General features: G+C 43.5%; 15 protein-coding genes. 7 read left to right on the forward strand and 8 right to left on the reverse strand.

Translation table 11 applies throughout. From position 1 onward, the window contains the following. The first annotated feature begins 8 nt into the window (after positions 1–8). From ACP14Y_RS15285 to ACP14Y_RS15310, 6 genes are all read left to right on the forward strand, one after another. Positions 9–1,973, forward strand: a complete 1,965-nt coding sequence (locus ACP14Y_RS15285; RefSeq protein WP_424963799.1) for an OmpA family protein — start codon at positions 9–11, stop codon at positions 1,971–1,973. A gap of 136 nt (positions 1,974–2,109) precedes the next feature. Further along, positions 2,110–7,737, forward strand: coding sequence for an Ig-like domain-containing protein (locus tag ACP14Y_RS15290; protein WP_424963800.1), 5,628 nt, complete (start codon positions 2,110–2,112; stop codon positions 7,735–7,737). A gap of 107 nt (positions 7,738–7,844) precedes the next feature. Beyond that, on the forward strand, positions 7,845–8,744 hold the full coding sequence (locus ACP14Y_RS15295; protein WP_424963801.1) for a PorP/SprF family type IX secretion system membrane protein: 900 nt from the start codon (positions 7,845–7,847) through the stop codon (positions 8,742–8,744). Positions 8,745–8,784: 40 nt separating this feature from the next. Further along, positions 8,785–9,189, forward strand: coding sequence for a DoxX family membrane protein (locus ACP14Y_RS15300; RefSeq protein ID WP_424963802.1), 405 nt, complete (start codon positions 8,785–8,787; stop codon positions 9,187–9,189). Further along, entirely contained in the window at positions 9,190–10,074 is an 885-nt protein-coding gene (locus tag ACP14Y_RS15305) for a bile acid:sodium symporter family protein (RefSeq protein WP_424963803.1), read from the forward strand. It abuts the gene before it with no gap. After that, positions 10,055–10,567 (forward strand): GNAT family N-acetyltransferase, encoded by a 513-nt coding sequence (locus tag ACP14Y_RS15310; protein ID WP_424963804.1) that lies wholly within the window; start codon positions 10,055–10,057, stop codon positions 10,565–10,567. The genes ACP14Y_RS15305 and ACP14Y_RS15310 overlap by 20 nt, the downstream gene beginning before the upstream one ends. 237 nt (positions 10,568–10,804) lie before the next feature. On the opposite strand, the gene ACP14Y_RS15315 is transcribed toward ACP14Y_RS15310, so the two are convergent. The 7 genes from ACP14Y_RS15315 to ACP14Y_RS15345 form a co-directional block, all read right to left on the reverse strand. Then, positions 10,805–11,332 (reverse strand): hypothetical protein, encoded by a 528-nt coding sequence (locus ACP14Y_RS15315; RefSeq protein WP_424963805.1) that lies wholly within the window; start codon positions 11,330–11,332, stop codon positions 10,805–10,807. 318 nt (positions 11,333–11,650) lie between these two features. Continuing rightward, the gene (locus tag ACP14Y_RS15320) at positions 11,651–12,238 is read right to left on the reverse strand and encodes a hypothetical protein (protein ID WP_424963806.1); all 588 of its coding nucleotides are present in this window, start codon (positions 12,236–12,238) and stop codon (positions 11,651–11,653) included. 638 nt (positions 12,239–12,876) lie between these two features. Continuing rightward, a complete protein-coding gene (locus tag ACP14Y_RS15325) occupies positions 12,877–13,230 on the reverse strand; it encodes a hypothetical protein (RefSeq protein ID WP_424963807.1) in 354 nt (117 codons plus the stop codon). A 126-nt stretch (positions 13,231–13,356) separates the two neighbouring features. Beyond that, complete coding sequence (locus ACP14Y_RS15330; RefSeq protein WP_424963808.1) at positions 13,357–14,688, reverse strand: hypothetical protein; 1,332 nt, start codon at positions 14,686–14,688, stop codon at positions 13,357–13,359. A gap of 237 nt (positions 14,689–14,925) precedes the next feature. Then, complete coding sequence (locus tag ACP14Y_RS15335) at positions 14,926–15,831, reverse strand: AAA family ATPase (RefSeq protein WP_424963809.1); 906 nt, start codon at positions 15,829–15,831, stop codon at positions 14,926–14,928. 118 nt (positions 15,832–15,949) lie between these two features. Next, positions 15,950–16,588 (reverse strand): transglutaminase-like domain-containing protein, encoded by a 639-nt coding sequence (locus ACP14Y_RS15340; protein ID WP_424963810.1) that lies wholly within the window; start codon positions 16,586–16,588, stop codon positions 15,950–15,952. A gap of 37 nt (positions 16,589–16,625) precedes the next feature. Further along, positions 16,626–17,786, reverse strand: coding sequence for a methionine aminotransferase (locus ACP14Y_RS15345; protein ID WP_424963811.1), 1,161 nt, complete (start codon positions 17,784–17,786; stop codon positions 16,626–16,628). A 117-nt stretch (positions 17,787–17,903) separates the two neighbouring features. On the opposite strand from ACP14Y_RS15345, the gene ACP14Y_RS15350 reads away from it, so the two are divergent. Next, positions 17,904–20,081 (forward strand): bifunctional alpha,alpha-trehalose-phosphate synthase (UDP-forming)/trehalose-phosphatase, encoded by a 2,178-nt coding sequence (locus tag ACP14Y_RS15350; protein ID WP_424963812.1) that lies wholly within the window; start codon positions 17,904–17,906, stop codon positions 20,079–20,081. Here the strand turns inward: ACP14Y_RS15350 and ACP14Y_RS15355 are convergent. After that, a complete protein-coding gene (locus ACP14Y_RS15355) occupies positions 20,071–21,855 on the reverse strand; it encodes a glycoside hydrolase family 15 protein (RefSeq protein ID WP_424963813.1) in 1,785 nt (594 codons plus the stop codon). The genes ACP14Y_RS15350 and ACP14Y_RS15355 overlap by 11 nt on opposite strands. Between the last annotated feature and the right edge of the window lie 24 nt (positions 21,856–21,879).

A 21,879-nucleotide genomic window follows, 5' to 3' on the forward strand; every position in this document is an offset into this window, starting at 1 on the left:
TGTTGAAAATGAGATATTTATTTATAGCAATATGCCTTGCAATGGTGCACAACATTGGTGCTCAAACCATCACCTTTAGTACCACAAAGGCTGCTGATGATGCCTTCGAGAAGTACTCATATGCGAAAGCTGCTGAACTATACAAATCCAGTCTGGAGTCAGCGGATGACAGCTTGTACATTTTGCAACAATTAGGACTCTGCTACCAAAATATGAATGATACAGAGCAGGCCGAGAACTATTTATCAAAAGTAGTTGCAAGCCCTGATGCACCTACGGAATTCAGCTACCATTATGCGCAAGCACTTGCCTCCAATGGCAAGTATGATGAAGCCAAAAAATGGTATGGGATTTATCAGGAAAAGGCACTGGATGATCCCAGAGCAGCAGAGAAGATTGAGGCGTTGAAAAATATCCATACCTTCTTTTCGGATAGCTCAAAATTTGAAATTAAACGGATGCCATTCAACTCTCCCGGACTGGATTTTAGTCCTGCCATCTATCAGGATGGGGTAGTCTTTGCATCTTCCAGACCTTCCGGAAATGAGTGGATAAAAACAAACTTCAATTGGGACGAATCTCGATTTCTTGATCTGTATCAGGTAAAAGAAAATGATCTAAGCGCAGAGCTATTTATCGATCACATGCAGACAAAATATCACGAAGGTCCATTGGCTTTTTATGACAATGAGCAAAAAGTAGTTTTTACTCGTAATAACATTGATGGGAGAAGATTAAAAAAAGATAGTGAGGGTGTTACCAGGCTGAAACTCTTTTTTGCTGAAAGTGATGGAAATGGTGGATGGACCAATATCCAACCTTTCGACTACAATAGTGATGATTACTCCGTTGGTCATCCTGCCATCAATGAGGATGGGACGGTTCTGATCTTTTCCTCAGATATGGCGGGTGGTTTAGGACAGTCTGATTTATACATTGTTTTCAAAGAAGGAGATAAGTGGTCTGAACCTAAAAATTTGGGCGAAAAAGTCAATACAGCCGGAAAAGAAATGTTTCCTTCGCTGGTTGCTGCTAACCTGTATTATGCCTCTGATGGACGGGGAGGACTAGGCGGACTGGATATTTTTGAAGCCAACCTTAGCCGGACATTTGATATCGTCAAGGTTAATAACATCGGGTACCCAATCAACAGCAGTAAAGATGATTTTGGTTTAGTGTCTAACGACAATTTTAGGTCCGGGTACTTTACATCTGCTCGCATCGATTCCCTTAAAGACGACATCTACTACTTTGAAAGAGATTACTACCAATTGAATGGCATTGTCCTTCATTCTGAATCAAATGAGCCGTTACCTGGTGCTGATGTATTTGTGACATCTGACGACCGGCTGATTTACAGGCGAGCAGGTGAGGATGGAACCTTTCAGGTAGCAGACATTGATCCTGGCACATGGGATATTGCCGGAGTGAAGTACACATTTGAAAAAGCAGACTCTCATCAGATAAAAATCGTTGAGAATCAAAGCGAATATGAGGTGAAGGTCTACTTAAGTCCGATAGATACATTCCCTGTTGATCTACCCTCTCCATTGACAGATTTTTTGACAGCTGTTTCAGGAAATGCTTCAGCTAATGGAGCCAATTTGGGTGTAGGAGATACCCTCAACATCCAGCCCATCTATTATGATTTTGATGAGTCAACATTACGGGTTGCCGGTGAAGAAGAGCTTGATAAACTATTAGGTATCATGGATAAGTTCCCACGCTTGATAATAGGGCTATTTTCTCATACCGACTTGCAAGGAGGCAGAGAATACAATCTCCGGTTATCACAGCGTAGAGCCAATGCTGCATTTGATTATCTGGTGGAAAAAGGCATGAATCCGGAACGACTACAGCCAACAGGAAAAGGGGAATCTATACCTGCAGTAGAATGTGAGAGTTGTACTGAAGATCAGCATCAACAAAATCGTAGAACTGAGTTTGTTATCGTTGATTTAAAGTCAAATTGATCTAATTTTCTTAATCGAGAAATACGGCCTGTTCATGGCCTATTCTTCTTGCTCATCGAGTAATTAATATTCCTCAAAACCACAGGACGATCTTTGGGTTTCCTTTTTATTCTAATTGACGAATTGTGGTATTTGCATGAAGAGAATTACGTTACTTATCCTATTGATTCTTAGTGTTTTTATTTCTCAAGAAGCGGCAGCTCAGCTTGACACAAAACACTTTATCCCACCCATGTATGCGCGAGCGAATGCAGCGACTGACGGAGTGTGGTTGCTACTAAGTACACCTCAGACTACATCATTTGATGTGACTATTACAGATGGGGCCGGTAATCTACTATACACCCAACCAATAAGCAGGACTTCACCAGCATCTATTAACCTTGGTACAGGGACAGGAACGGAATTCCTGATTCCAGCAGCAAATCTTGCAACGGCTGTGAGTACCGGTGAAGGGCTAATACTAAGCGCCAACAAAGCCTTTTTTGCAAGTATTAGAGTGTTAGCAGGCGCACAGGCTGCTTCACTTACTTCCAAAGGAACCGCGGGTTTAGGTACAGAGTTTAGATCAGGCCACCTCTATAATGTTAACGCTTCAGCGGCCAATAAAGCCCATATTATCAGTTTCATGGCCACCGAAGACAACACGAATATTACTATTTCGGATTTTGACGATGTTGATTTTGAAGGTGTATCCCAGGCGACTGAGGATTCAGGATCTATTCCTGTGACACTCAATGCTGGTGAATCATACGTGTTGGCCGCTTTTGCCAATAGCTCCACCGACGGTCCCGGTAATTCGAATGGCACTGCAAACCTCAACGATGTAAACGGTACAAGAATTACCTCCGATAAGCCAATTGCTGTAAATACAGGATCATGGTTGGGTGGATCTCCTCCACTTGATAATTCTGGAAGTACGCAGGCGGGAAGAGATATCGGCATGGACCAGATCGCTTCACTGGAAGAAACAGGCTTTGAGTACATCCTGGTAAAGGGAGAAGGGGAAAGTAGTGAAAATGTGATCGTTGTATCTTCTGTAGACAACACTGAGGTGTTCTTGAACGGTAGCACAACTCCGATCATTGTGAATGCAGGGGATTACCACAGATTTACCACTTCTGACTACACCGCCAATAACAACATGCTTATCCAATCCAACCAACCTGTGTATGTATATCAGGGGTTGAATGGAGAAGATCCCGGAGGGGACGCATTCTACAACGAGCGACAACAAGGAATGAATTTCATTCCTCCAATTGTATGTTTGGGAGGTACCAACGTAGATATATCTGATGTTACTCAGCTGGGAGCAGGAGTATTACAGATAATTGCAGAAACAGGTGAAACTGTAGAGGTTACCATGGGTGGTACCACCTATGATATCACTTCCGAAGCACAATCGGTAACTGGAAACTCAGACTATGTGACGTATAAAATAAAGGATTTGGGACCCTCCAATATCGTGTTAAGTGGAGATGTAACCGTTGAGAGTCCACGACCTATCAGAGTTGCTCTGGCCAATGCCTTTGATAACTACGGAGCTGCTGGCTTTTTCTCCGGTTTTACTACAGCACCAGTTGTTGAAACCCCTAACGGCTATAATGCCACCACATGTATTCCGGAAAACCTTCCGGTGGTTCTTACAGCCGCTGGTTTTGATTCTTATCAGTGGTACAGAGATGGTATAAAGTTGAATGGTGAAACCAATGCAAGCATCTCGGTAAACAGTCCGGGGCAATATACCGCTGCAGGTACCATTGCAGGATGTCAATCTTCAGAGCAGTCGTTTTCATTGGACATTGAATTATGCCCTGCTGATGTGGGAATTGCAAAAAATGAAGTGTCTGTCGACAATGTGACCGGTTCCATTTTCGATGTTACCTATGATCTTGTGGTGGAGAATTTCAGTTCATCCAATGATGCGGACAACCTTCAAATAATAGAAGATATTACGAGCGGACTTCCATCTGGAGCAACCGCTTCTTTACAAACCGCACCAACGGTCATCAGCGGCTCGTTCTCTCAGGGAGGATTGAATCCTACCTTTGATGGTGATGCGGTAACTCAAATGTTACTAACATCTACTGAGACAAAAATTGAAGTCTCATCAACTGTTACCATCCGATTTGTGGTGAGGATAGATATGACCTCTGCGACGGCCCCAACTTATCAAAACCAGGCAGTAGTGTCTATCAAAGATGTTGGACCAAATGATGGAAGCAACCCGGATGGGCAAGACTTCTCTACGGATGGACTGGATCCGGATCCGGATGGAGATGGCGATCCAACAGAGTTAGGTGAAAATGATATTACAGAAACATGTGTGAGCAACACAACCATTCAGTATGATTCACCTACCTACTATACGACTGGTAGTGATCCGACACCTCAAATCATCGGGTTTACCGGAGGTGATTTCTCAGCCCCAGGCGAAGTAACCATCAATCCTACAGACGGGACAATCGACCTTTCTGCCTCAATTGTAGGGACATATGATATTACTTATTCTTTTGGAGGTTTGTGCTCAGATATAACTACGATTACCATAGAGCTAAACCCACCAGCTGAACCTACAGTAGTAGCACAAACAACGAATACATTGACACCTACGATCACCGGTTCAGCAGCACTGGAAGTAGGAGAGACACTTTTTGTGACGGTGAATGGTCAAACCTACGAGCTCGGAGTTGATCCTGAGTTGACTATAAGTGGAACCACCTGGTCGCTGGCACTGCCCGGAGGTGTGATTGCTACAGATGGAACATATGACGTAGATGCAGTAATTGATGATGGGGGAGGAGGTACTACCCCGGACACAACCAGTGGCGAATTAACCATTGACGTGACAAGTCCAGATGTGACTATTTCTGGACAACCTTCAATCGTTAACAATACGGATTCTTATACGGTTACGATCACTTTTGATGAGGATGTTTTTGGATTTGATATTACCGATGTGGCTATAGGCAATGGATCAGCATCAAATTTTGTAAAGGTCAATGATCAAACGTATACAGTTGATGTCACTCCGAATGGAGCAGGTGATATCACGGTGGATGTAGCAGCTGGAACGGCTCAGGATATTGCAGGAAATATGAACACAGCAGCTACTCAGGTTTCCACGGTGTATGATGACGTTCCCCCGGCTACTCCAACAGTAGTGAGCCAGACGACCAACACGAATCCAACGCTAACTGGCACGTTTGACTCTTCAGATGCGGATGTGTTCTCTGTAACTGTCGATGGGGTAACCTACACGCTAGGCACGGATGCGGAGCTAACGAACAGTGGTGACACCTGGTCGTTGGACTTGACAGGTATAGCGGCGCTAAGCGAAGGGACCTATCCGGTGACAGCAACGATCACGGATGCGGCAGGGAACACGGTCTCAGATGGCACGACCAATGAATTAACGATCGACACAACACCACCAGCTACTCCAACCATTGATATAGATTCTTCCAACGACACCACTCCGGTGATTACTGGCACAGCAGAACCGGGCAGCACAGTAACGGTGGTAATAGATGGTGTGACATTTGAGACCACTGCGGATGGTAGTGGTAATTGGAGTATCAATACAGAAGCAGATACGCCAACAGCAGGAGGGCCATTTAATCCCTTATCAGAAGGTACTTACGATGTGAGCGTTACATCAACAGATGCAGCAGGCAATAGCACCTCTGATGCTACAACCAACGAATTAGAGATTGACTTGACTCCACCTTCAATACCAACAATTACAAGCCAAACAACAAGTGATCAGTCACCTGTTCTTGAAGGTACAGCTGAAGCTGGAACTACAGTTACGGTCGTAGTAAATGGTGTGACGTTTGAAACTATTGCAGATGGCAGTGGAAACTGGAGTATCAATACAGAGACAGATACGCCAACAGCAGGTGGTCCGTTTTCAGATCTGAATGATGGAACATATGAGATAAGCGTAACATCTACCGATGCTGCAGGAAACACTACAAATGATGTTACCACTGATGAACTGATCGTAGATACAGTAGCTCCGGCAATTCCAACTGTTAATTCCCAAATCACTGTTGATACCACCCCGGTTCTGACCGGAACGGCTGAGGCAGGTAGCACAGTGGAAGTGACGGTAGGAGGTGCAACCTATTCGGTTATTGCTGATGGAGGTGGCAATTGGAGCATCGATACCGAAGTTGATGTGCCAGTAAGCGGGGTATTTGCTCCCAACACAAACGGATCAAATGAGGTGACTGTCACTAGCACTGATGCAGCTGGAAATAGCTCTGCAGATGTAACAACATTGGAACTAACCATTTTATCCGGAGATAGTGACGGTGATGGCGTACCCGATGTAGATGAAGATACCGATGGCGATGGTGACCCGACCAATGACGACCAGGATGGAGACGGCACTCCAGATTACCTGGATGACGATGATGATGGAGATGGAATAAAAACGGAGGATGAAGACATAGGAGGAGATGGAGATCCTACGAATGATGATTGTGACGGAGATACGATTCCAAATTATCAGGATCCAGACCCATGTGATACGGATGGAGACGGTTTGAACGATGAAGAAGAAGATTCCGATGGTGATGGTAATCCTTACAACGATGATTGTGATGGAGACACCATTCCCAACTTCCAGGATCCGGATGTATGTGATACTGATGGTGATGGCATCCTGGATGAAGATGAAGATACCGATGGTGATGGCGATCTAACGAATGATGACTGTGACGAGGATGGAACGCCAAACTATTTAGATATTGATCCATGTGATACGGATGGCGATGGCATCTTAGATGATGATGAAGATTCCGATGGTGATGGTAATCCATACAATGATGATTGTGATGAAGATGGAATACCAAATTTCCAGGATACGGATCCATGTGATACCGATGGTGATGGATTTAATGATGAAGAGGAAGATACGGATGGCGATGGTGATCCATACAATGATGATTGCGATGAAGATGGAATACCAAACTTCCAGGATTCAGATACTTGTGACACAGATGACGATGGGATACTGGATGACGATGAGGATACAGATGGTGATGGTGATCCTACCAAAGATGACTGTGATGAAGACGGGACTCCTAATTACTTAGATACTGATCCATGTGACACGGATGGTGACGGCATCTTAGATGATGATGAAGATACAGACGGTGACGGCAATCCGTATAATGACGATTGTGATGAGGATGGTGTTCCAAATTTCCAGGATCCTGATCCGTGCGATACGGATGGTGACGGTCTGGATGACGAAGAAGAGGATTCAGATGGCGATGGCAATCCATACAATGACGACTGTGATGAAGATGGTATTCCAAACTTCCAGGATTCCGACCCTTGCGATACCGATGGTGATGGTGTTTTGGATGAAGATGAGGATACTAACGAAGATGGTGACCTCACCAACGATGATTGCGACGAAGACGGTATACCGAATTACCGGGATACTGACGTATGTGAGAAGGTGACACCTAGAAAAGGATTTACTCCGAATGGTGATGGAATCAATGATTTCTTCTACATCAATGATATCGAGCTATACCCGAACAACAATGTGCAGATCTATAATAGATGGGGCAATAAGGTGTTTGAAATCGATGGGTACGACAACCAATCAAGGGTATGGTCCAGTGAGGTGACTCAGGGTGTAAGCTATGGAGAGAAGATTGTTCCTGATGGCACCTACTATTACCTGATCAACCTGGGTGATGGAAGTAAGCCAGTGAGTGGTTTTGTGGTGGTCAACAGATAATCACCACCCAAGGAATCAGGTGGTTTAACGGATAACTCATGGGCACGATCGAAATGATTATTAAGGATGAAAGTGACACGCTTTCTTTGAAGTGAAATTGAATGACAGTGAAAAAAATATTTGCTTGCTTTTTATTTTTTGCTAGTGTAGTTGCACTGGCGCAGCAGCAGCCGATGTATACACAGTATATGTTTAATGGGTTGGCTATCAACCCTGCCTATGCAGGGAGCCATGAGTCCATTAGTGCCACGGCATTAGCCAGAATCCAGTGGGTAGGCATAGATGGTGCACCGCGTACTCAGACATTTTCCGTTCATTCGCCTATCCCGGAAAAAAATATCGGACTGGGAGCCTTTTTTGCACATGATGAGCTTGGTGTGACCGAACAAAATACGTTGTTTTTGTCCTACGCCTATATGATGCAAATGTCAAAGGGAACGCTATCGATGGGTATCCAGGGAGGTTTTCGTTCCAGCAGTATCAATTATGGTGATTTAGGTATCAACGATCCGGGATTACAATCTAACCTAAGTGAAACCATGCCAAATTTTGGAGCTGGTCTTTTCTATTCAACCGATCGATTCTATGCAGGTGCCTCTATTCCGGTCATATTGAATAACTCCATAAACTCCATCGATAATTCAGATATTGAGTCAGAGCAGATCAGGCATCTATTCATCACTGCCGGTTACGTTTTTGATTTATCTCCAGTGCTAAAACTGAAGCCAAGTGGTCTAATCAAGTCAGTATCGGGAGCCCCTTTGGAGATGGATGTCAATGCGAACCTGATTATCAATGACCGGGTGTGGTTTGGATTATCCTATCGTTCATTTGATTCTATTAGCTTCCTTTTCGATTTGCAGGTAAATCCACAACTGAAATTTGGATATGCTTACGATTATACCACCACTGACCTGGGGCAGGTCAATTCAGGATCTCATGAGTTCATGCTTAACTACCGATTGGTCTTCTCGAAATCCAAGATTGTGACACCTCGTTATTTCTAGGCTTTTAGGAAAATGTTAAATTGGCTAAAAAAATCAGCCGATGAAAACGATTCTGTTATCTGCACCCGTTTTATGCCTGGCTTTTCTGGCCATTTTATTTCTACAGTCCGGTCTGGACAAGGTATTTAACTACAAAGGCAACAAAGAGTGGCTTTCCGGCCATTTTGCAAATAGCCCCTTGAAGCATGTAACAGGTCTGATGATACCTCTCATCACATTGCTTGAAGTAGCCTCTGGTGTATTGTGTGCTGCTGGTATTTACTTTCTCATTTTTGAAGATAGCGCCCAGATAGGATTGATTGGTGCTCAACTTTCTACACTCTCTATTCTGGCTTTGTTTTTTGGTCAGCGAATAGCACAAGACTATGCAGGAGCTGCCACACTTACTACGTATTTCATCATCTGCATCATGACCATCTATTTACTCTGGCCTCAGGTATATTAGATGGCAGCAATACAAGAATTTCTGATTCCGATAGCCATCGCTATCATCATGTGGGGGATTGGGCTTAATCTCACCTTTAATAGTTTCAAACGGGTTTTTGTTGAACCGAAAGCAATTCTGACAGGGCTGGCCTTACAGCTGATCATGCTACCAATAGTTGGTTTTTTGATTGTCTTTATGTGGGATATAGCTCCGGCGTATAAAGTAGGTATTGTGTTGATTGCCGCCTGCCCGGGAGGAACGGCCTCTAACCTGGTGACTCACATGCTGAATGGAAGGGTGGCGCTCTCTATCTCACTGACGGCCTTTAACAGCTTTATGATTCTTTTCACCATTCCACTGATCACGAGTGGAAGCATGGAGTTATTTATGAATAGTAACCAGAAAGTACCACTTTCCTTTTGGGATACATTCACGAATGTTGGTGCGACTGTCATCGTTCCGGTACTGATTGGTTTGTTGATTCGCCATTATTTTACAGCGTTTGCTGATCAGCTAAAACCATATTTAAGGTTCGTCCTTCCAGCAACTTTACTGGTTGTCTTTCTGATTGTTGGGCTGGACTCAATAGGAGGCGAGAGCGGACGATCCATATGGGAAAAAATGGTGATTGCGGTCCCGCTTCTGCTGTTAAACCTGGGAACGATCCTCATCGGGTATTGGGTGGCCGGACAATTTCGGATCAATCACGATGGACGATACACCATTGCTATTGAGATGGGATTGCAAAACAGTGCCCTTGCCATTTTCATTGGCTCCCAGATCATCCAAAATCCAGATGTGGTTTTGGTAGCGATCATTTACAGCAGTTTTTCGTTTTTTACTACACTTGGGCTAGCATACCTTCTCTCAAAACGTAATTCAAATGGCATTAAAAATTATTGAAGCGCATCCTGATGACTATGATGCAATAGGGCAATTGATGGTAGAAGTGTATTCAAACCTTGATGGCTTTCCATCTCCTGAGGAACAGCCAGCCTACTATGACATGCTTGCGAATATTGGTGAGTTTACAAGTAAGGAAAGTGTATCATTGCTGGTTGCGAAGCAGGAGGAAGAGATGGTGGGCGCTGTGGTGTATGTAGGAAATATGAAAGACTATGGATCGGGAGGTACGGCCACCCAGGAAAAGAATGCCGCAGGATTTCGACTGCTAGCTGTTAGTTCCAGGGCCCGTGGACTGGGAGTGGGGAAGAAGCTCACAGAAGCATGTCTTGAAAAAGCACGGAAGGAGCAACGGGAACAGATGGTGATCCACACCACGGAATCCATGAAGGTGGCATGGGGCATGTACGAAAAGATGGGATTCAAGCGATCAAAGGATCTGGATTTTGAACAGAGCGGATTGCCGGTTTTTGGTTTTCGATTGAGGCTGTGATTGGCCTGTCTAATCGAGGATAAAACGAGAACGTCATTCTGGCCTTGAGCCGGAATTTTCAAGTATTGTGTTGAAACGACCTTTTGGAAAGTTTCAAACTTTCCAAAAGGTCTAAAGTGTGGGATGAATGGGCTTCTTGTTGGTGACAACACCAACAAGGGCTGAGGAACCGAGGCTAGGGGGAACAGCAGATAAAAAACATGGGGACAAGCGGATGCTTGTGCCAGAGGAGTTATATCAATTAGTGTCAATCACACTAAGACTTTTCACAATCGCCTCCTGTTCTTCAAGAGCAGGATTTGGATCTCTGATAGTGTTGAGGACCAGTTTAACTGCTACATCGTTATTGAAAAAATAATAGAATAAGGTTCGCAGACGATAGCCGCTATCTTCTATTTTGACTTTGATCAGTTTGGCATCCAATCCGGCAACTTTTACATCTATGGTAGGCTCAAATTCACCTTTAGCCATTCTGCCACCTTTTTCATACCGTCGGTCTTCTGCGATAAAATCATCCAGGGTTCTACCTTTCACCCGGTCCAAGATGAAAATCGCAGCAGGGTACGCTTCCGTCCCCTCTGGTGTGGGAACTGGCTCTCTGCGATAAAAATACTGGATCAGCCCGTCATCAAATGTGCCTCCTTTTTGTATCAACGACCATTTTTCTGGAAGGGTAAATTGAACCTTGGCCTCTTGGATGGTTTCCTGTGCCATAAGCATGGATGAAAATAGGATTAAGGATAAAATGATGAATGGATTTTTCATGATGCCTCCTTTGTAAACATAAAAAGAATTTCAATAAGAAAGCTGAATTACAAACCGGCTTAGGCAAGCATTCTAGTCTCGTGTTAGTCGCCCTATCGCTGATGCGAGCTTATATTTCGTGCCTCATTGTTCAAAATAAAATCAATCTCCAATCCACCTTTCCCACCAGTCGAAGTTTTGTTAAGGTCCGAGTTAAAAATCCGAACCAGTGCATCGACAAACTTGGACTAGCTGGGGGGGAGATAAGCGAGATGTCTTGCAGACAATTTGCAGATGGCGAAGTATGGCCATGCGCCATCATCGTGTTATAACCAGTAGTTATTTAAACGTTGAACTTTCCCATGATTGAATCATCCGTTCTCCAAGCTCTTCATCCATGTACATAATATTGACCGAGAACTCTTTTTCATCAAAAAGTCGACTATACATCAACGTGTTCAACGTTAATCCGTTTGGATAGTCTATTTTCATTTTGAATGTGTAGAAAGTTAGGCCACTGATATCTGTGGTATAAGTCGATGAGTCGAGCTTTGTTCCTGGCATCTGAGCTTTAAAAGTTTCATAAAGCACTTCGTTTACACCACCCCATGATTCAAGATAATCACCGTCAATACTCTCATCAAAAGGCTGTTGGTTCGATTCGAAATAATTTAAGTCTCCACTCTTAAAGACAAATATTATTTTCGCTTGATTAATTACCTCTTCTCCGTAAGTGTCCTCAATTGCATTAGCCCCCTTATTCTGCATTTTTTTCCAGTCAGAAGGACTAACACCGTTGAAATCTTCAGGAATAATTATTGACCATTTAAATTCTTCATTATAGAGTTGTTTTGCTTCTGTTTTAGTTTGACTGGTACAGTTTGAAAATAGCGTCAGAATTAGGCAATATAAAATGGGATTTTTCATTCGTCGAGATTGGTTACGCCAAGCTAGCAGGAGTGCGCCCCGAGCTTGGCAAGTTCCGATAAAACTAATGAATCTGCCGGTGCTTCCAAAGTATCAGAATGCACTGCGTTCAGAAAGATGAAAAAATCCTGCGAGATGCAGCCAGTAGAAAGTACTGACCTTTCCCAGCGGCTGATTCATGGTATGTTTGCACTGAAGTCTGTAAAATGGCAGTTGGCGCATTCGTGCTAGCGACTGTTAGCCTCTGACTTCTTGGCTGTTAATATACCTATGAGTTAGGATGCTGAAAACAAGTCTTAATAGTTCCAATCCCATAGCGATGAAAATCAGAGTTTGAGATATATCGTTGCTTGTTAATCTGTTCAGAAATGTTAGGAATCCGAAGGTCATAATGACAAATGCAAATCGAAACGGAAACTGAAAGTAATAAATCTTGATTCCCAGTCTTGGATTATAGAAATTAAAATATGCTGTTGCCAGTAGTGATAAAATGAGGGTGATCGTAATAATGTTGATGAACCAAAAGCCTGAAAAAATGGTGGTGATATAATTCCATAAAAGCTTCGCAACATTTAGAAATGTTATGAGGTCACAAATTGCTAAGAACCGCAAAAAAAATTTGTTCCCATTAATCTCTTTCATTCTTGTTCGATTTTATGAATTAAGCCAGCGAGTTTGAGTTCAATGATGTCCAGATCATATACGTATTTTCCCTTCTTGTTCCAGTTCATAATAGGCCAAGTGTGTTTGTTCAAAGTTCCGAAGTGTCTAATAAAAAATCGCTCTAAAGGTTCTCTTTGAGAAATTACTCGATATGAGATTATATCTTCTGCCTGATTAAGTTGTTCTGTGGTTGAAAATGAATCTTTCAGTTGAAAGAGAATTGCTTTGAGTTCAGCAATGTTCCTTTGAAAATTATCCTCAGTTATCTCAGCTTGCGAAACCTTTCTAATATTCGAGAGTGCGTTCTTAAGAATTTCTGGAGTCTGCATTTCTGGCAATGTTGGAGGCTAAACAACATTATAACATACACAAACCCGTGCAAATCGCAGATTATTGTGTGCTTCTAATGACTATTCAAATATACCGTTTTCTGAAAAAGAGGGTTGCTGATGAAGTCAGCCCTCGGTACTCTTTTTATTCATCTCTCGTACGGCACGCTCAATGCCGTGAGGGGTGAGTGGGAACATCGGTACGAGCTCTTTCATTACCTGGATGGTGTAGGTGCCGGGCCAGTACTTAAGAGGCTCAGGATTGAGCCAGACGGACTTTTTGAATTTCTTCACAATGGCCTGAATGTTTTGAATACTCAGTGAGCTTAACTCATAGGGAGCCATCGCCGAATCACCGATAAAGAACACTCGGTAGTCTTTGTTGTACTTCAGCAGCTTCTCCACGGAAATGTAAGTCGATCTTCGCTCGTCTATCCACACCCGATCATAAATAGTGTTGTGGAAATAAAATACCTCCAGATCATGGGCAAAGCGTGTCTTCATCTTTCTGAAAAGCTGCTGCACGGTGCGGACATATGGTGCCATGGAGTAGCCACCATTGTCTATCAGGACAATGATCTTCAGCTCCTCATTTTTTTCACTTTTTAGCTCGGGGATGAATAACCCACCTCGCTTTAGTCCGGATTTGATCGTATGGGGTACATCCAGCTTTTCGATGGCACTTTCTTCAACTACCCCTTTGATGGAAGCTAATGCAGCATCCACATTGTTGTCATTCAGGATCGCATCCCGATCGATAGGGAAGTAGTTCTTATCACCCATCACTTTTCGGGCCATGCGTCCGCCACCTTGTCCACCTACTCGGATTCCGTTCTTCGCCGCGCCACCATGTCCGTACGGCGAGATGCCCCCGGTACCGATCCAGTGACTACCACCACTGTGCTTCGTGCGCTGTTGATCTTTGACCTTCTCCATGCGCTCCAAAAGCTCTTCCAGCGTCAGGTCGGAATAGTCGGCCATTTTATCCAGCACCCGTTCGGCCGGTTCTCCATCGATATCCTGCGGATCCTCATCTTCCAGGTCGGGGTTGTCTTTGTCCCAGATCTCCTTGCCATTGATGACTTCTTTGATATCATAAGAGGTCAGGTGCACCTGATCCAAAAATGTGTTGACTAAATCTTCTTCGGTGAGGTCAATGTCTTTATCAGCTTCATCGATGTATTGGGTCTTCCATTTTTTAAAGGTTTCGGACCTCAAAATGGCATCTTCTAATGTCTGCCCCGGAGCGATAGGCACGTGCAGGAAATATTCGTAGTACGCTTTGGTAAATGGTCCAATATCGGCGGGTTCTTTAACCACAATCCCTTTAAGCACATTGTGGAGATCACCTAAAGTTTTGACCAAGCCTCTCTGCATCGCCTTCCTCAAGGTGAGCAAGGTGCGCACATCAGCCTGAAGGCCGTGTTTTCTAAATGATTCTGGTAATGAGCTTAGCATTATAAATCTTTACTTCTTACTGTATGTCCCCTTGAGGGGACTATAGGGGTGACTTTCACCTATTTTTTTTAAAATATCTAATTCCCCTCCTGGGAGCGGTTCGACGCATCGAGGTAGGGGTGGGTCACTTAAATCATATTTCTACTTTTATTCAAAAATGACTATTCTTTATAACCCACCTCTGTCTCTCCTCCCAAGAGGAGACTTAAGGATTCATTTTTGAATAAATGACTTTCATTAATTCCACGAAGGTCCGCCAAAGTTGTTGTCTGCACCAATCATTCGGTTCACACGTTCCATATCGGTTTGTGTTTTGATCAGCGCACCAATTCCTTCCAGTCCCTCTATTTTTTTTACTGCTTCTTTTGGAGCAACATCACTCATATATTTCAGCCAATTCAGGATTTCGCGGGTAGTTGGTGAACGCTCCAGTCCCAGTCTTCTTAAATGGTAGAAGACATCCAATGCCACTTTCACGACCTTCTCGTCCAGATCCGGATGATGCTTCTCCACGATCTTTTCCATCACATCTTTTTCAGGGAAGTCGATGTAATGGTAAATACATCTTCCTTTGAAAGCCGTCGGTAATTCCTGCTCTCGGTTCGAGGTAATTACAATCGCTGGCATATCTTCTTCGGATACTTCGATCACTTCACCGGATTCCGGCATGATAAACCTTCGGTGACTCAGTGCATACAGTAGATCATTTGGAAACTCCCTTGGTGCCTTATCAATCTCATCAATTAACAGCACAGAGTTCGGTTTGCTGTACGCGATGGCAGCAGGACCTTTTACCACATAATCACCCAGGTTTTCCGGATTTCTGTCACTGGTCATCCGAGGATCCAAGCCTTTCTCTTCCCGCTGGGCATTGAGAATCTCAATCTGGGAGTCTCTCAGGTATTTCACATGATCAAAACGGGCAACAAACTGCTCTACATTACTTTTGGAACCTACGGGGTAAACCTCCAGATGAAGCCCCCGATCTTTCGCATAGTGGATTGGAAGCTCAGTTTTCCCAGTGCCTGGTTCCCCTTCAATCAGTAAGGGCATCCCTAAGGTTCGCGCCATATGGAATGCCTGTGCCAGTTCCGGGTCACATAAATATTTGTCCGATCCTTTCCAGTGTGTGGTTTCTGCCATGTCTGTTTTTTAATTCTTTTAATCAACCATGAGATCCTTCACTTCGTTCAGGATGACATTTGATTTTAAAACGTAATCATGTTTACGCATTGTTATTCTGACGGAGGAAGCATCTCTTCTATAGCTTTAGTTCACCCGCTTCGTTTAAAAGACTTTCCAGTTTTGGGTAATTTTCTTTCATATTCAGTTCAATAAAGTCCAATGGAACATCATCAAATGATCCATAATCATCAAGATACTCCATGAATTCTTTTCCTTCACCATTGAATTCCTGAAAGATGGAGTCATCTTCACCATTAAACTCCAAAGGTTCTACTCCTGTTTTGAGGCACAATTCCTTATTAAATGCAGGAGTGGCTTTCACCCATTTTTCATTCAAATAAACATCTACCATCCCATGAGGAGTCAGCTCGTTAGTGCCAAACTTTTCTATGAGTCTATCTACCGCAATATGATTTTTCACTTTCGCCAGATGAAGTTTTGCAGGTATTCCAAGGGCCCTCAGTCCTGAAATGTAAAGAATGGATTTATCGATGCAATGACCGTGATCTTTTTGGGCAATTTGGCTTGATTTCAATGCCTCTTTTCTGAAGCTAATATCATATGGATTATATCGCCATCCGTCCCTTATTTTAAGGTAGAGCTGCTGGGCTTTTTCCTGATCCGAAAGATCCACCATATTGAATTCTGAAACCAATTCCTGAATCACCGGATGTTCATAATCAAAGAAGTATGTGCTTTCTGTATTTTCTTTCATGCGCTTCATTTGGGCCGTTTTTTCACTGACCCATTTATCAACCTTTCAACTTCAATAATCGTTCTGCAGCTGCATGGATTGTTTCTTCTTTTTTCGCAAAACATAATCGAATTACCTTATCCCCCGGAGGGTTCGTGTAAAATGGCGACATTGGGATGGCTGCCACGCCAATTTCTGAGGTAAGGTACTTAGCAAACGAAAGGTCATCCAGATCGCTCACTTCGGAATAGTCATATGCCTGAAAGTAGGTGCCTGTAGCAACTTTGGGGGTAAGTGGTACCTCTTTAAAAAGTTTATTCATCGCATCTCTTTTTTCCTGAAAAAAGGAGGGTAGGTACTCATAGTTTTCAGGCTCAGTCAGGTAATCAGCCACTGCAAACTGCACAAATGAGTTGGTGCAGAAGACATTCCACTGGTGAATAGATTTGAATTCTTTGATCAGGTATTCTGGTCCAACGATATATCCTAATTTCCATCCTGTGGCATGCAGGGTTTTTCCAAAAGAGAAAACAGCCAGTGACTGCTCGAAAAGCTTAGGAAACCGCATGATGCTTTGATGTTTCTCACCATCAAAGATGAGGTGTTCATATACTTCATCACTCAATACTATGATGTTGGTTCCAGAGACGATTTCCTCTAGCGTTTGCATGTCTTGCTCACCGAGTACCGTCCCGCTTGGGTTGTGAGGAGTATTGATCACGATCATTCGTGTTTTATCCGTCACCATATCTTTCACCTCATTCCAATCGATTTCATAATCTGGATAGGTCATATTATACGGTTTCACCGTACCTCCTGCCAGTTGAATTTGGGGTTTGTAACAATCGTAAGCCGGTTCAAAGATGATCACTTCGTCACCTGGATTTACAAACGCCATTATGGCCGTATACAAGGCCTGTGTAGCCCCGGCGGTCACACAGATTTGTGAGGTAGGATCAATGGGCATACCATAGACATGTTCCATTTTCTTACTTAAGGTCTCGTTAAGTTTCGGCAAGCCAGCCAATGGAGCATATTGGTTTTTTCCTTCCCTGACGTGTTTGGCTACCAGCTCTTTGAGTTTTTCATCACACTCAAAATCAGGAAACCCTTGCCCCAGGTTGATGGCCTTATGCTCAGTGGCCAGTTTGGACATAATGGTGAAAATATTAGTGCCTCCCGATGGAAGCTTTGGATTAACAGCTACATGATTTGACATGTTTCAAAAATAGAGGTGAAATAGCAGGATTCTAAGTTTTTGTGCAACACAATGATTGAATATCAACTTTCTCTAAGCGAAGTTTAGTATCTTTTCTCCAAACCTTAATCTTAAGATATGCCTAAAACGATCATTGTATCTAATCGCCTGCCAGTAAAAATTCAACGTGAAAATCACTCATTTGAGTATAAGCCGAGTGAAGGAGGACTGGCTACCGGGTTAGGATCTGTCTATAAGCAAGGAGATAATATTTGGTTAGGGTGGCCAGGATTGCCCGTCAATAAGACAGAAGAGCGTGATGAGGTCACGAGACATCTCAATGAATTAAATATGCATCCGGTATTTCTCACCAAGGCTGATATAGAAGAGTATTACGAAGGCTTTAGTAATGAGACTCTGTGGCCAAACTTTCATTATTTCAACCAATATATCATTTACGATGATGTGTTTTGGAATGCTTATCAAAGGGTAAATCGAAAGTTTGCGAAAGAACTGGAAGGGCTGATTGAGGATGGTGATACTGTATGGGTTCATGATTATCAGCTGTTACTCTTGCCTTCGATGATTCGTGAATTGTATCCCAATATTAGCATTGGGTTCTTTCTTCATATTCCTTTTCCCTCTTACGAATCATTTCGTCTTTTACCATGGAGGCGCGAGCTGCTGGAAGGGATGCTCGGATCTGACTTTATTGGATTTCATACCTACGATGATATGCGTCACTTTCTCTCATCCGTCAATCGACTGGCCGGGATAGGCAATACCAATGGGCAGATGAAAGTAGGAAACAGATTGGTTATGGCTGATGCCTTGCCAATGGGTATCGATTATGATAAATATGCTGAAGTAGCATCGCATCCGGACACATTGGCGAGAGAAGTTCGCTATCGCACCTCTCTTGGGGATGTAAGGGTGGTATTATCCATAGATCGACTAGACTATTCAAAGGGGATTCCGGAGCGTCTGAAAGCTTTCGAAATGTTTCTAACTGAGAATACGGAATTTCGGGGTAAGGTGTCACTTTTAATGGTGGTGGTGCCATCCCGAGATACGGTACCTATGTATGCCAATCTGAAAGCTGAAATAGAACTGCTGGTTGGGCGCATAAACGGAAAATTTGGAAGAATAAATTGGGCACCTATACATTATTTCTATCGAAGCTTTCCATTGCATGCACTAAGTGCGTTTTATCGCATGGCTAATGTGGCGCTCGTCACACCGATGCGTGATGGTATGAACCTGGTTTGTAAGGAATACATTGCTAGTAAGCTCGACAAGAAAGGGGTATTGATCCTGAGTGAGATGGCAGGATCATCGAAAGAGCTTTCAGATGCTATTTTGATTAATCCGAATGATGAGGGGCAGCACGTGAGAGCTTTAAAAGAGGCACTTACCATGCCTGAATCAGAACAAGTTGCTAGAATGGAGATCATGCAGAAATCACTCCAGCGCTACAATATACATGCATGGGTGAAGCTTTTTATGCAGCGATTGAAACATGTGAAAGAAGAGCAGGAAAACCTACAGACCAAACCTTTAACAGCATTGGTAAAAGAGGAATTGCTTGCTAGCTATAACAAAACCAAAAAGCGAGTGCTCTTTCTGGACTATGACGGTACATTGGTTGGTTTCAATGCAAATCCGCTAGACTCAAAACCTGACAAGGAGCTAAAGAAGATCATTGCCGGTTTATGTGCAGATGAAAAGAATAGAGTGGTTATCATTAGCGGAAGAGATAAGGATATCCTACATAAATGGCTTTCTGAATTCCCAGTGGATTTTATTGCTGAGCATGGGGTTTGGCACAAAAAGCATCAGGGAAAATGGAAGAAGTTTGTGGAGGTGGACAATAGCTGGCAGGATGAAATACACACCATACTTGAAAACTATGTCAACCGAACACCGGGATCCTTCATCGAGAAAAAGGACTACTCATTGGTTTGGCACTACCGAAAAGTGGAGACAGGGCTTGGAGAACTGAGATCAAGGGAGCTTACAAGCCACTTAAAGTACGTCTCAGCTGAACGTGATATCCAGGTGCAGGAAGGTGATAAAGTGATCGAAGTGAAGAATTCAAACGTAAACAAAGGGATCGCTGCGGCATCATGGATAAAGAAGAACAGCTTTGATTTCTTCCTTGCCTGTGGAGATGACTGGACGGATGAGGATACGTTTAAGGCCATGCCTTCCAACGCCTTTACCGTAAAAGTTGGAGCGGCATCCAGCTCAGCGAAATACCGCGTGAAGGATTATCATGATATCCGAGCTCTTCTTGAATCTTTGACTAATCAATAAAATCGGGCTTGTCCAGCTTTCTTGAAATTCTGCTGGCAGCATTGAGTAATCCAACGTGACTGTAAGCCTGGGGAAAGTTGCCCCACATGCTGCCATCTTTTGCATTTACATCTTCACTCAGTAGTCCGAGATGGTTGCTGTACTCATTTAGTTTCTGGAAGTAGCTCTGCGCTTCATCAATCCGTCCAACACACGCCAGTGCTTCTACATACCAAAAAGCACAAATCAGGAATGTACTCTCGGGTTTCCCAAAATCATCTTCATGTAAATACCTATAAAAAAGACCATCACCGGCGTGAAGCTCCTTTTCCATCGCTTTCAGGTGATCTTTGGCCGCTTGTGTCTGTCCTGGCAGATAGTTCATCAGGATGAGCTGAAGGTTGCTGGCATCCATTCGGTCAACGCCAACTGCCTGAGCATAGGCTTTTTTCTTTGGCACATAGCACTTCTCGATCATCTCTGTTGATCGTGCTTTGAGCTTGGTCGCCAGCTCTCCAATCTTTTTGTCCTTGAGTGTTCGCGCTATCTTGATCGCCGCACTGCTACCAGCCCAGTGAAACAAGTAGGTGTAGCAATGATGTTGAGCCAGGTTTCTAAACTCCCATAACCCTGCATCCTTTTCATCAAAGGTTTTTTCAATCATTTTTAAGGTTTTGAAAATCAGCTCCGGTGTATTGTATCGCTCATCAAAGATGATCCGCATATCATTGAAGAGTGGAAGGAGTGATACCAGCACCTGCCCATATACATCATTTTGGATGTGTGTGTAGGCATCATTTCCGATCCGTACCGGCTGATTATCCAGGTATCCCTGAAGGGGTAGTTCTTCTTCTACCAATTTCTTTCGGCCATCAATGCCATATAGCGGCTGATATCGATCATTTTCTTCGGAAGTGGTGTTAAGGATATAGTGGAAATATTTTTCAGACTCCTCAAAGTGGCCAATGTTATTGAATGCATTTAGGGTGTAGTAAGTATCACGCATCCAGCAAAAACGATAATCCCAGTTTCGGGTACTTCCCGGGCTTTCTGGTAAGCTGGTGGTGGTGGCAGCTACAATAGCTCCTGTATCTTCATATTGATGGATTTTAAGTATCAGAGCCGATCGGATTGCATTGCGCTGGTAGAAATTGACGATGTTGGCTGATTTTATCCACCCCTGCCAGTACTTGGTGGTTTTGATTAAAAATGACTCACTGGTCTCTTCGAGGGCTGCTTCTAGTGGAGGCCCCCATGTCAGCACCATGTATTTTGTTTCATTCAATACAAAGCTTTGCTCATCCAGAATGTGGGTGAGCGAAATGTTGGTGGTCAAACGGACGGCAGAATCCAGGCCCAGGAATCGGATATGGTTGCTACCGAAGCTGGGTTCAGGATCGAGCTCACCGTAATTTCCTTTGGGTTTGCATCGAACGACCAGGTTAGGGGAACCGTCAAGTCGTTCAATTTTTCTAATCAACATTAATGGCTTATAATATCGATCCTGCTGGAAAAATCGAGGTGCAAAGTCCGTAACGCGATAGGAACCGGAGGCACTGGTGATCTCTGTGCAAAGGATGTTTGTGTTTTCAATATAATACTGATGAGTCCGCTTGATTCCTTCTGAAGGTGAGATGCAGAAATTTCCACCCTTTTCTGTATCCAGCATTTTACCGAAGATGAAGCTGCTGTCGAATTTTGGCCAGCACATCCAGGCAATGTTGGTGTCTTTATGAATGTGCGCAGTGTAGGCACAATTTCCGATTACTCCATAGTCGTAAGAATGTCTCGTCATGCTCAGTATTCAAATGAAACAAGC

The organism is Ekhidna sp. (genome assembly GCF_965247405.1).
GTDB lineage: Bacteria > Bacteroidota > Bacteroidia > Cytophagales > Cyclobacteriaceae > Ekhidna.